This window comes from Adlercreutzia sp. ZJ242 (assembly GCF_011038995.1).
Taxonomy (GTDB): domain Bacteria; phylum Actinomycetota; class Coriobacteriia; order Coriobacteriales; family Eggerthellaceae; genus CAAEEV01.
On sequence record NZ_JAAKEE010000066.1, the window covers coordinates 1 to 11,958 of the forward strand.

Genomic DNA, 11,958 nt, shown 5'->3' on the forward strand with positions numbered 1-11,958 from the left:
GCTGGCGCGGAAGCGACGGAAGCGACGAGCGCTGACGGCGCTGCTGGCGCGGAAGGCGCGGCGAGCCGTGCGGAGCGCGCCGAAGAGGCCGCGGGCGCCCCTGCGCCCGAGAGCCCCGCGCACGCCGCGGCGCTCGACGCCGCGCGCCTCGCGGCAGCGGAGGAGGAGATCGCTCTTGTGCGGGCCCTCCTGCAGGTGGGCGTCGAGGCCGACCTGGCCGCGCGCGCCGCCGCGGCCGTCATGCGCGAGCGGCGGGCGATGTAGCGTGCGGGAGGGGGCGGCGCGCGCGCCGCAGGAGTTCGACCCGGTAGCCTACATCAACACGCCGCGCTGGCAGGCGTCGCGGCTGGGCCTCGAGCGCATCACCGCGCTGCTCGAGCGCATGGGCCGCCCGCAGGACGACCTGAGGTTCGTGCACGTGGCGGGCACGAACGGCAAGGGCTCGGTGTGCTCCTACGTGGCGTCGGCGCTCACGTGCGCGGGGTACCGCGTCGGGCTGTTCACCAGCCCCTACATCGAGACGTTCGAGGAGCGCATCCGCGTGGACGGCGCGAACATCACGCGGGACGACCTCGCGCGCGCCACGCTCGCCGTGCGCGAGCACGCGAGCGCCCTGGAGGCGGCCACGGGCGAGCACCCCACCGAGTTCGAGCTCATGTGCGCCGTGGCGCTCGAGCACTTCCGCGCGGCGTGCTGCGACGTGGTGGTGCTTGAGGTGGGCCTCGGCGGGCGCCTCGACTCCACGAACGTGATCGACGCGCCCGAGATGAGCGTGATCTGCCGCGTCGGGCTCGACCACACGGCGCTTCTGGGAAGCACGCTCGCCGAGGTCGCGGGCGAGAAGGCGGGCATCATCAAGCCCGGCGCGCCGGTGGTGAGCTGGCCGCAGGAGCCCGAGGCGGCCGCGGTGGTAGAGCGCGTCGCGCGCGAGCGGGGCTGCGAGCTCGTCACGCCCGACTTCGCCCAGCTCGAGGTGCTCCCGCTCACGTCGGCTTCGGAAGGGGCGGAAGCCTCCGGCTCGCCCGCGGTCGCGCGCGGGGCGGAAGGCGCGAAGGGTGCGGAAGGCGCTTCCCCGAGTGTTTCACGTGAAACATTCGTACGTCGTTTCCGCTACAAGGGCGCGAGCTTCGAGACGCAGCTGCTCGGCAGCTACCAGCCTGCGAACGCGGCGCTCGCCGTCGAGGTGGCGGGAGTGCTGCGGCGGCGCGGGTGGCGCATCACGGACGCGGCGCTTGCCGAGGGCATCGCGCTCACCGCGTGGCCGGGCCGCTTCGAGGTGGTGGCGCGCGACCCGCTCACGATCGTCGACGGCGGGCACAACCCGCAGGGCGCCGAGGCGCTCGCCGCCTCGCTTTCCGACCTGCTCGGCGGCGCTGACGCGGCGCGGGGCCGCGTGACGTTCGCCATGGGCGTGCTCGCCGACAAGGACTACCCGGCCATGATCGAGGCCGTGGCGCCCTTCGCCCGCGCGTTCGTCACCTACGCGCCCGACAACCCCCGCGCGCTTCCGGCCCTTGACCTCGCGGCCGCCGTCGAGGCTGCCTGCGCGCCCCGCGTCTGCGAGGCTGACGGGCCCGACGCGCCCTCGGCGCGCGCGGCCGGCATGATCGTTGCCGGCGCGCCTGCCGCGCGCCCGCACGTGGAGGCGGCGGAAAGCCCCGCGGCGGCCCTCGCCCGCGCCCGCGCGCTCGCCGGCACGCACGGCGTCGTCGTGGCCTTCGGCACCCTCTACGCCGTGGGGGCCATCAAGGCCGCGCTGTAGCTTCGCCACCTGAGGCGGCCCGCATGCCAGCGCGAGGCTTCCGTCCTCGACGGGCTTAACCGGGAGCCTGCGCGCTTGCCTACGATCGGGCAAGAGAAGCCAGCATATAACGAAAGACCCCCTCGCCAGGGGATCTTTCGTTATTTTGTGGGAGATGAGTTAGAACGTGGCTACGACTGCGCCGTTGTAGGTGCTTGCGATGTACTCCGCCACCTCGGGGGACAGCAGGGCGTTCACCAGCGCTTTCGTCTTGTCACTGTTCTCGTTGCCAGCTTTCACGGCCAGCACGTTCACGTAGGCCTTGGCTGCTTCGTCCTCGGAAGACTCCTTGGCGATGGCGCTGTCCACGTCAAGGCCGGCGTTCAGCGCGTAATTGCCGTTGATGGCAGCCAGATCCACTTCGGCCAGCGTGCGTGGCACTTGGGCGGCCTCCACTTCCTGGATCACCAGGTTCTTCGGGTTCTCCACGATGTCGATCTTCGTTGCGGTCAGTCCCGCGCCCTCCTTCAGCTTGATGAGGCCTTCCTGCTCCAGCAGCAGCAGGGCGCGCGCCTCGTTGGTGGTGTCGTTGGGAACCGCCACCTTAGCACCATCGGGCAGATCGGCAATGCTGCTCACCTTTTGGGAGTACAGGCCCAGAGGCTCGAAGTGCACCTCTGCCGCGGAAACCAGGTCGGTGCCCTTCTCCGCATTGAAGTCGTTCAGGTAGGTGATGTGCTGGAAGTAGTTCGCGTCCAGGTCCCCGTCCTGCAGGGCGGTGTTGGGAAGGACGTAGTCGTTGTACTCCTTGATCTCTAGGGCGTAGCCCTGCTGCTCAAGGTTGTCGGCGATCACTTTGAGGATCTCTGCATGGGGCGTGGGGGATGCGCCCACGGTGATGACGCTGTCGCCACTTGCGGCGCCCGCCCCGCTTGACGCCGCTTGCGAGCCTGCGCCGCTCTGCCCGTTGGCGGAGCATCCGGCAAGAAGTCCCGTGCCCAGCGCGCCCGCAACGAGAAGCGTTGCGGCCTTCTTCAGAAACGCCTTGCGTGAAATTTCCTTGGTCATGATGGTTCCTTTCCTTTCTTATGTATCGGTCTGTTGTAACGTTGGCTTTCGTTTGTCGTATGCGCTTATGTTCGTACACGAGCGCGGGATTCGCGGGGTGCGCAGAGGCTCGTAGGGGCGCGCTCGCGCCTGCGCACGCTCGTCCATGCCTACAGTGGTGCGCGAGGACTCGCCTAACAAAAGGTTCGCGAGGGTTCGCCTAGCGAAGCCGCTTGTCCGTTTTGCGCACCAGCGCCAAGCCGCCCTCTTGGAATATCTGCACGATTATCACCAGCAGCACCACAGTGATGAGCATTACGTCGAACTGGTAACGGTAGTATCCGTAGTTGACGGCGATGGCGCCCAGACCGCCTCCGCCGACGAAGCCAGCCATGGCCGAATAGCCCAGGATGGTTGCCAGCGAGATGGCCGCACCTAAAAGAAGCGACGGCCGCGCCTCGGGAAGCACCACGCGCACGATCATCTGAAACACCGACGAGCCCATGGCGCGCGCTGCCTCCAACACGCCTGCGTCCACTTCCTTCAGCGACGATTCCACCATGCGGGCCACGTAGGGGGCGGCAGCCACCACCAAGGGAACGATGGTCGCCGTGCTGCCGATGGTAGTGCCCACCACCAGGCGCGTGAACGGCAGAATCATCACCAGTAAAATAAGGAAGGGGATGGAGCGCAGCACGTTCACCACGATGCCCACCGTCAGGTTCACCAGGCGGTTGGGGCGGATGCCCTTGCTGTCGGTCACGTACAAGATGACACCCAGGGGAACGCCCAGCAGGTACGCCACCAGCGTGGAGACGATCACCATATACAGGGTTTCTCCTACTCCCGTGAGAATCAGGTTTGCCAGCTCGGGTGACACTGCCCGCGCCTCCTTTCCAGAGGTGTTTCTTTGCTGACACGGGGGATGGCTTCCCGTGTCAGCCCTGTTGTGTACTGAAGGGTTTCTTCTTGCGTGCGTACTCTTGTTTTCGCCCGTTTATTGAGAAGCGCGCTATGCTTCGTCGACGGGCGAGGGCATTCGGCCGCTTCCTTCGTCGCCGCGCTCGTAGACGATGCCCCGCGCGTCCAGGTAGTCGCATATCCTGCGCTGCGCCGCCTTGTTATCGGGCATCTCGATGAGCATCTGCCCGAACGGGCGACCGCCAATGTTCTCGGTGTTGGCGGACAGGATGCTGACCATGGCGTTGCACTGCACGGTGAGGTCGGATATGACCGGCGCTCCCGATTCTTCGCCCGTGAAGGCGAGGCGAAGCGTATTCACGGGCGCTGCCGCGCTAAGCCCCGTCTGGGGGGTGGGGTGTATGAGCCGCCGCGCGGTTTCCGATTGGGGTCGCAAGAAGACGTCTCTCACGCTTCCGTGTTCCACCACCTGGCCGTCGCTCATCACGGCCACTTTGCTGCATATCTGCTCGATCACACGCATCTCATGGGTGATGACCACGATGGTCACTCCCAGCTGCTGGTTAAGCTTGCGTAGCAGCTCCAGAATGGAGTGGGTGGTCAGGGGGTCCAGGGCGCTGGTGGCCTCATCGCACAGGATGATGCTGGGGTTGCTGGCCAGCGCGCGTGCGATGGCAACGCGCTGCTTTTGGCCGCCGGAAAGCTGAGCGGGGTACGCATCGGCCTTGTCTTCCAGCTCTACCAGGCGCAGCAGCTCGGTGACGCGCCTGGCGGCTTCGGCCTTCGGAGTTCCCTCGATCTCAAGCGGGTAGCGCACGTTGGCGGCCACGCTGCGCTGGGAGAACAGGTTGAACTGCTGGAAAATCATGCCGATCCTCTTGCGGGCGGCTCTTAGCTCTTTCGCCGACAGCTTGGTGAGGTTGGTGCCATCGATGATCACTTCGCCCGAGGTGGGGCGCTCCAAAAGGTTGATGCACCGCACCAGGGTGGACTTGCCCGCGCCTGAGAATCCGATGATGCCGAAGATCTCGCCGTCGCCAATGGCAAGGCTGACGTCTTTGACGGCGGTCACGGTCTCCTTGCCCGGGCGGAACGTCTTTTCTATGTGGCGAAGCTCGATCACTAGGCGTGCCTTTCGAAATTGCGAACGGTCGGTTGCCAATTGCTGGTAACGCATGGTAATAAATCGCGGTTTATCTGAAAAGCACATAATGACGATGATTGACTATCGACTCAAACGATAGCTTGCCTCTATCCTCTGAAGAACGATTGGGGAGAGACTGGGGAGAGGCTGTTTAAAACTTCGCCTGACGCCGCAAGACCCGCCGCGCGGCTGAAGCGGCGGTGCGACGCCTTGACATAAAGCTAACTTTAGCTTCTAGTATGTTGATAAGCAGAACGAACGCCGATTTTGAATCGAAGGGAGCAGCAATGACAGAAAGCATCGCGCCCGGCGTTGGAGGAAACGTGTACATTCCCTACAACGAACGTACTGGCGGCGAATCCGTCGTTTACTTCACGCGCGCGCTGACCCCTGAGGGACTGTTGAAAGCCTATGACCAGGTGTCGGACGTGCTGACGGGCAAGGTGGCTGTGAAGCTGCACACCGGCGAGCCGCATGGCCCCAACATCATCCCACGGCCATGGGTCAAGGAGCTCATGGAAAAACGCCTGGAAAACGGCGTCATCGTGGAAACGAACACCTATTACGAGGGCGGGCGCCACAACACGGAGGTTCATAGAAAGACAATTCAGGAAAACGGCTGGACATTCGCGCCGGTGGACATCATGGATGCCGAAGGCACGACGATGCTTCCCGTGCATGGCGGCAAATGGTTTGAGGAGATGTCCATGGGCAAGAGCCTTCTTGGCTATGACTCGTTTCTTGCGCTGACGCATTTCAAGGGACATTCCAAAGGCGGTTTCGGTGGCGCCAACAAGAACATCGGCATCGGGTGCGCCGATGGCCAAGTGGGTAAGAAGATGATCCACACCACTCCCGGCTCTTCTGACATGTGGGATATATCAGAGGAAGAGTTCATGGAGCGCATGACCGAGTCGGCCAAGGCGGCGGTGGATCATTTCGGTCGCAGCATCGCCTTCGTGAACGCGATGCGCAACATGTCAGTCAGCTGCGACTGCGAGGGCGTGGAGGCGCAGCCCGTGGTGACGCCGGACGTCGGCATCCTTTCGTCGCTTGACATGCTGGCGATCGACCAAGCCTGCGTCGATATCATTTACGCCATGCCGCCCGATGTGCGCCACGACATGGTGGAGCGCATCGAGTCGCGCCACGGCCTTCGTCAGCTGACGTACATGGCCGAGCTGGGCATGGGCAACGTGCGCTACAAGATCATCGATCTGGATAACGACGGCAAGGAAATAACCGCAGCCGAGATTGCCGCGCATGTGGGCGATGCTTGGATTGACGACGGTCAGGGGCACTACGCTGACTGACGTTCCGCCCGCCCGTTTGCCCATGTCGTAGGCGGCCTGCGGATCTTTGGGGAGACGGCTTCGGGTTTCTTGCCGCGGGGTTGTTCGCCACCTTCCGTCGACGATTCCATCGAGGTAGCCCCCGGCTTCTGCGATTCGTCTCGCATCGCGCCTCCGAGCATTTCGGCATTTCAGAGGAGCCAATACCAGCAAAACAGAGGATATGGAATAAGTCTAGCAGAGTAGAGGGTTGATGGGAGCTGATTGCTGCGCGCTAGTCAAGCAGGGAAATGCTATATCGTGCGTAAGTCGATTTTCGCAAGGTATCTTTCAAGTTCTCCGATGGACTCAATAAACTGGTCGCCGGGCTCTGCCTCTCCGGCGATGATCATTTCGACCTCGGTGACAATGATCGATGCGAGCATCCGGGAAACCTGGTAGCTGTGCTTCGGCGACGAGTCGGCATCCCCCTGCATGTGTTCTAAGAAACGCTGTTGAAGAAAACCCATGAGCTCCTTCTTGGCATCAAAGTCTCTCGTATGGATGGAGCTGAGACTTCGATAATCTTCTGCAATGCTCTCGGCAAGGCTGGTCAGCGCTGGAATGTCGACAGGAACGTTTTCTTCCCTGCTCTCCACCGCGCGCACGAGTTCCTCATAGCGGGCAAACTGCCGTCGCAGCATCTTCTCCGCAAGGTCAAACTTGTCCTTGTAGTGGTAGTAGAACGTGCCTTTGGATATCCTGCACGCTTTGACGATCTGAGTCACGGTAATTCTGGAGAAGTCCTCTTTGTCCAGAAGATCTAGGAATACGGCTTCGATGTTCTCACGTGTTTTGACCACGCGGAGGTCGTTGTCGTTCACGGTTTCTTTGGTCATTGTTAGCCTAAGGGTTCGATATCGCACTATATGTGCAAACAGTATATTCCACTTTTCGGCTCTCGGTGCAAGACTCGGACTAAGGCCTAGTTGAACGGAGCGTTGGATATGCACTTCATCAGATACTACAGCGAAGAAATCTACTCAGTGATCACGCTCTTCTTCTTGACCCTTTCGGCTATCTTCGTGACTCCAGCCCACCTTGCTCAGCAGCTTGCGCTCGCTTATGCGCTTGCATTTCTTCTGCACGAGTGGGAGGAGAACGTGTATCCCGGAGGCTTCGTCGACATGATGGTCGGTGAGGTGATGCATGCTGATGTTGCTGTGACGACCGAAGGAAAGAAGACTTCGAGAATCTACGTCGATTTCCTTATTCTCGTCTACGTGCTCGTTCCGTACTTCCTCCCGGAACACCTTTGGCTGATTCTGCCCGCACTCTATTTGGGATTCCTCGAGGGGATCGTCCATACCGCGTCAATCCGCATATTCAAGCTTCATAGGCGCTATACTCCGGGCATGCTTACGGCGATGCTCATGTTCGCGCTCAGCGCCTTTGCCCTCGCGCTTGTCGTCCAAAGCGGTGCTGTGGAGGGGTGGCAATATGCTGTCGGAGCCCTGTTGCTCGTCGCTACGTTTGTTCCAATCCAAAGGCAGGTAGTACGCACTAACGGCATGAAGTACAGGGATCTCCCGAAGATGATTCGCGCTAACCTTCGTCGCGTGCACGGCATGAAATAGCGCAGCTTCCATTTGGCGCAGATGGCTGCGGCCATCAATGCGGCCCCGACGATCCTTGCGCGTGCAAGGGCATCAGCTTGGGGAAATCGCGATACCACCCGTCTTTCCGCCGCGTCGCGTCTCGCGCCCCGAGACGACGAGAGGGCCCCTCGCGGGGCCCTCTCGGCACAGCTCTTGCAGCCTGGTCTTACAGGTTGTCGATGTACTCCACCAGGTCGGTCATCGTCTCAAGGCCCTCGGGCTCGCCGAAGTCGATCCCGAGCTGGTCCTCCAGCTCGCAGATCAGCTCGACCATGTCGAGCGAGTCGATGCCGAGCGAGTCGAACGTGGACTCCTCGGTGACGCTCTCAGGGGCGATGTCGAGGTTCTCCTCAAGGATGGAGCGGATGGTGTCGATGGTAGCCACGAGCTAGTCCTCTTTCTGCTTCAGCAGGCCGTAGCCGCCGTCGTCGCGGCGGTACAGCACGCATACGCGGTCGGTGTCACGGTCAGTATAGACGAAGAAGTCGTGTCCGATGAGGTCGATCTCGATGAGGGCCTCCTCCTCGGTCATGGGAGCGAACTCCAGCTCCTTCACGCGCACGACCTCGTCGTCGGTGAGCTCCTCCATCAGGCGGTCGAGGTCAAGCTCGCCCTCGACGGGAGCGGGGGCGAGGTCGACGGCCTTCTCGGCGGAGCGGACCTTCTTGTCGATCACGCGCGTCTTGTACTTGCGCAGCTGGCGGGACACCTTCGCGGCTGCCACGTCGATGGCCGCGTACATGTCCTCCTCGTTCTCCTCGACGCGCACGATGTGACCCTTCACGCGCACGGTTACCTCGCAGATGGCGGGCAGGGGATTCGCGGGGTTCTTCTCCTTATACAGCACGACCTCGGTGTTGATGGGGTCGGCCTCGATGACCTTGATGGCAGCGCCGATCTTCTCTTCAGCGTACTGGCGCAGTGCGTCGGTGATGGGCATTTTGCGTCCGGATACGGTAATGCTCATGAAGTATCACCTCTCAACTCGTGGCGAACAAAAAACAGCCAGGCGGGCGAGCTGCTCCTGCGCATGCGCGCGGACCCTGTCTTCCAAGACGCGCACGCTCATGCGCTTATCAGACGGTTTCCTCAACGGCGGCTCCTCGTCTCAAGGCTGCAAGACAAGCATAGCGCAAAACGTTTTGCACACGGCGCACAAATTGAAGTCAGGCGGTCAACGAGTGGGGCATGACGTGCGAAAAGCGGTCGTTATCTGCGAAAATGCCGCGCGTTGGGCAAACGTGGGCGCGATACGCGCGGAAGCGTGGTCTGTTTCGCGGCTTTTTTGCGGGAGTGCGTCGCGAATGAGTGCCCGGCGGTGAGTTATCTGGTAAGGTTCTTGAAAAGAACAGAAGAAGAGAACTTTACGTGAGGGCCTCGGCCAGACGGGACATGAGAGGTGCTGCCATGGGCGCGGAGAAGAAGACCCCCCCTGTGAGTGAAGCGGAAGGCGCGCGCGAAGAGGACGTTGCGGCGCCCGCGCCCGCGTTCTCCGTGCCTGCGATGTCCGACGTGCTCGGCATGATACCCGACGCGCCCTCCGCGGCGCCCGGCGCTTTCGCCGCGGCGTCCGGCGCCCCCGACGGCGCGTCGTCTTCCGGCGCCCCCGGCGCCCCCATCCATCCGAGCGCCAGCAACCCAGACCCGCACGGCATCTACATCGACGAGGTGCAGGGCCACCAGCGCCGCTACCGCCGCCTCATCCACTTCACGCACTCCTCGACCAAGGCGGCGGGCGTCATGCTGCTGGCCGCCATCGTGGCGCTCGTGGTGGCGAACACCGGCGCGCACGAGCCGTTCCTCGAGTTCTGGCACACGCACGTCATCATCGGCTTCGGCGACTTCGTGGGCGAGATGTCGCTCGCGCACATCATAAACGACGTGCTCATGGCCGTGTTCTTCCTGCTGGTGGGCCTCGAGATCAAGTACGAGATGACGGTGGGCGAGCTCACCAACATCCGCCAGGCGGCGCTTCCCATCATCGCGGCGGTCGGCGGCGTGGCCGTGCCCATCGTGGTGTACTCGGCGTTCAACGCGGGCAACCCCGCCACCGCGCAGGGCTGGGGCGTGCCCACGGCGACCGACATCGCGTTCGCGCTCGGCATCATGGCGCTTCTGGGCAATCGCGTGCCGAACGGCCTGCGCGTGTTCCTCTCCACGCTCGCCGTGGCCGACGACATCATCGCCATCCTCGTGATCGCGGTGTTCTACGGGACGACCCCGTCCCTCGCGTGGCTCGGCTGCGCGGCGGCGGTGCTCGTGGTGCTGCTGGTGATGAACCGTGCGCACATCTTCTCGCTGTACCCCTACCTCATCATCGGCGCCGTGCTGTGGTTCTGCGTGTTCATGTCGGGCGTGCACTCCACCATCGCGGGCGTGCTTCTGGCGTTCACCATCCCCTCGGGCTCGCGCGTGAACCTGAACAGCTTCCTGAACTGGTCGAACGACCGCGTGCGCGAAGCGCGGCAGGTGTATGACGCCGAGGTGCCCGTGATCGCGCAGGGCGAGTACATCGAGACGGTGCAGAACCTCTCGCGCGTGACGCGCCAGGTGGTGCCGCCGGCCACGCGCCTCGAGCACAAGCTGTACTCGTGGGTGTACTTCGGCGTGCTGCCGCTGTTCGCGCTCACGAACGCCGACGTGGCGCTGGCGGGCGCCGACTTCGGCGCGCTGGCCTCGAGCCCGGTGCTCCTCGGCGTGTTCTTCGGCCTGGTGGTGGGCAAGCCCGTGGGCATCATGCTGTTCAGCTTCCTCACGGTGAAGCTGAAGGTGGCGAGCCTCCCCGAGAACGTGAACTGGGTGCACATGCTCGGCGCGGCCATCTTGGGCGGCGTGGGCTTCACGATGGCGATCTTCGTGGCGAACCTGGCGTACGACGACGAGGCGCTCATCTCCGCCGCGAAGCTGGGCATCTTGGCGGCGTCGCTGGTGGCGGGCGTGGCAGGCTTCATGTTCCTGCTCATGCAGGCGCGGGCGGACAAGCACCGCGGCGTGGCCTACGTCACCACGAGCAGCGAGGACGTGTGCCGCCAGACCGCCGGGGTCGAGGCTGCGCGCGCCTCCGAGCAGCTCATGGCGAGCCTCGATGACGAGGAGCTCTACGACAAGGTCGACGCCGCGCGCCGCGCGAAGCCCGGGGTGGCCGAGGTCGTGGTGGAGCGCCGGAAGGGCTAGCGGCGCGGGACGGAGCGCGAGAGCCCGCCGGCCCGCGCCCTGCTGTCGCGTGCGACGTAGGCCGGCCTGCGCCCTGCTGTCGCGTGCGGCGCCCTGCCGGCCCGCGCCCTGCCGTCGCGTGCGGCGCCCGCCTGCCGGCGGCGCCCGCTTGCCGACCGAGATCCCTCGCGCGAATTCTCCTGCGCCTCTGCGGGATCCCTTCTTGCCGAGATCCCCCTTGCTTATACCCCTCGGGGGTATATAATGCCGCTGAACGACAAGATACCCCTTGGGGGTATGCAGAAAGGAGAACGGCATGCACGAGCAGAAGGACAAGGCGTGCGAGCCGCGCGCTGACGCGGCGCCAGGCGCGCGCACGTGCGCCTGCAAGCACAAGCACACGCCGCGCAGCGAGGAGCTGCAGCGCGACGTGCAGAAGCGGCTGAACCGCGCGATCGGGCAGCTCGGCGGCGTGAAGGCGATGATCGACGACAACCGCTACTGCGGCGACGTGCTCATGCAGCTCGCGGCGGCGGAGAGCGCGATCCGCCGCGTGTCCGAGATGCTGCTGCGCGAGCATCTGGAGACCTGCGTGGTCGAGGAGATCCGCTCAGGCAACGACGAGGTGGTCGAAGAGGTCATGGACCTCATTCGGCGCTTCTCCTAAGGGGGCCGGCATGGAGAGAACCATCGCGCTGGCCATCGACAACATGCACTGCGGAAAGTGCGTGGCGAACGTGGAGCGCCACTACCGCGAGCTGCCGGGCGTGCTCGACGTGAGCGTCGACCTGGAGGGGAAGGCGGGCAGCGTGCGCTACGACGACGCGCAGGTCGGCCTCGACGCGCTGCTGCACGCCCTCGACGACACGAACTTCAAGGTGGTCGTGATGCCCGAGGACGGAGAGAACCCCTTCCTGGCCGAGGATGCTGAGAAGGCCGAGGCGGCTGCTGAGGGCGCGGCCCCTGCGGGCGGCGAAGGCGCGGATGCCGCGGCCGGCGCGCCCGCAGCCGGCGCGCCCGCGG

13 protein-coding genes are annotated in these 11,958 nt (G+C 63.9%); 7 read left to right on the forward strand and 6 right to left on the reverse strand.

Going from position 1 to position 11,958, the window contains the following annotated elements; all coding sequences use genetic code 11:
- Positions 1 to 264 (forward strand): hypothetical protein (locus G7Y49_RS11050; RefSeq protein WP_206214676.1); only part of this gene is annotated, 264 nt, incomplete at its 5' end.
- Between the two features lies 1 nt (position 265).
- Positions 266 to 1,762 (forward strand): folylpolyglutamate synthase/dihydrofolate synthase family protein, encoded by a 1,497-nt coding sequence (locus G7Y49_RS11055; protein ID WP_241157395.1) that lies wholly within the window; start codon positions 266 to 268, stop codon positions 1,760 to 1,762.
- A 159-nt stretch (positions 1,763 to 1,921) separates the two neighbouring features.
- Here G7Y49_RS11055 and G7Y49_RS11060 read toward each other — a convergent pair whose 3' ends face one another.
- The 3 genes from G7Y49_RS11060 to G7Y49_RS11070 all read right to left on the reverse strand — a co-directional run bounded on the left by G7Y49_RS11060 (position 1,922) and on the right by G7Y49_RS11070 (position 4,886).
- Positions 1,922 to 2,809: a MetQ/NlpA family ABC transporter substrate-binding protein gene (locus G7Y49_RS11060; protein ID WP_172137010.1), complete on the reverse strand. Its 888-nt coding sequence runs from the start codon at positions 2,807 to 2,809 to the stop codon at positions 1,922 to 1,924.
- A 199-nt stretch (positions 2,810 to 3,008) separates the two neighbouring features.
- Positions 3,009 to 3,668 (reverse strand): methionine ABC transporter permease, encoded by a 660-nt coding sequence (locus G7Y49_RS11065; protein ID WP_241157396.1) that lies wholly within the window; start codon positions 3,666 to 3,668, stop codon positions 3,009 to 3,011.
- A 132-nt stretch (positions 3,669 to 3,800) separates the two neighbouring features.
- Positions 3,801 to 4,886 carry a methionine ABC transporter ATP-binding protein gene (locus G7Y49_RS11070; RefSeq protein ID WP_206214678.1) on the reverse strand — a complete coding sequence of 362 codons (1,086 nt, stop codon included), beginning with the start codon at positions 4,884 to 4,886 and terminating at the stop codon, positions 3,801 to 3,803.
- Between the two features lie 254 nt (positions 4,887 to 5,140).
- On the opposite strand from G7Y49_RS11070, the gene G7Y49_RS11075 reads away from it, so the two are divergent.
- Entirely contained in the window at positions 5,141 to 6,166 is a 1,026-nt protein-coding gene (locus G7Y49_RS11075; protein WP_241157397.1) for a DUF362 domain-containing protein, read from the forward strand.
- Between the two features lie 272 nt (positions 6,167 to 6,438).
- Here the strand turns inward: G7Y49_RS11075 and G7Y49_RS11080 are convergent, their stop codons facing one another.
- On the reverse strand, positions 6,439 to 7,008 hold the full coding sequence (locus G7Y49_RS11080) for a TetR/AcrR family transcriptional regulator (protein WP_165173797.1): 570 nt from the start codon (positions 7,006 to 7,008) through the stop codon (positions 6,439 to 6,441).
- A gap of 123 nt (positions 7,009 to 7,131) precedes the next feature.
- Between G7Y49_RS11080 and G7Y49_RS11085 the strand changes: the two genes are divergently transcribed.
- A complete protein-coding gene (locus tag G7Y49_RS11085) occupies positions 7,132 to 7,761 on the forward strand; it encodes an HXXEE domain-containing protein (protein WP_165173799.1) in 630 nt (209 codons plus the stop codon).
- Between the two features lie 187 nt (positions 7,762 to 7,948).
- Here the strand turns inward: G7Y49_RS11085 and G7Y49_RS11090 are convergent, their stop codons facing one another.
- Positions 7,949 to 8,167 carry an acyl carrier protein gene (locus G7Y49_RS11090; RefSeq protein ID WP_165173801.1) on the reverse strand — a complete coding sequence of 73 codons (219 nt, stop codon included), beginning with the start codon at positions 8,165 to 8,167 and terminating at the stop codon, positions 7,949 to 7,951.
- Positions 8,168 to 8,170: 3 nt separating this feature from the next.
- The gene (gene hpf / locus G7Y49_RS11095) at positions 8,171 to 8,749 is read right to left on the reverse strand and encodes a ribosome hibernation-promoting factor, HPF/YfiA family (protein ID WP_165173803.1); all 579 of its coding nucleotides are present in this window, start codon (positions 8,747 to 8,749) and stop codon (positions 8,171 to 8,173) included.
- Between the two features lie 467 nt (positions 8,750 to 9,216).
- Between hpf and nhaA the strand changes: the two genes are divergently transcribed.
- The 3 genes from nhaA to G7Y49_RS11110 all read left to right on the forward strand — a co-directional run.
- Positions 9,217 to 10,956, forward strand: coding sequence for a Na+/H+ antiporter NhaA (gene nhaA, locus G7Y49_RS11100; RefSeq protein ID WP_241157398.1), 1,740 nt, complete (start codon positions 9,217 to 9,219; stop codon positions 10,954 to 10,956).
- Between the two features lie 295 nt (positions 10,957 to 11,251).
- Positions 11,252 to 11,602: a metal-sensing transcriptional repressor gene (locus G7Y49_RS11105; protein ID WP_165173816.1), complete on the forward strand. Its 351-nt coding sequence runs from the start codon at positions 11,252 to 11,254 to the stop codon at positions 11,600 to 11,602.
- 10 nt (positions 11,603 to 11,612) lie between these two features.
- Positions 11,613 to 11,958: heavy-metal-associated domain-containing protein (locus G7Y49_RS11110; protein ID WP_165173818.1), on the forward strand; the 346-nt coding region annotated here is incomplete at its 3' end.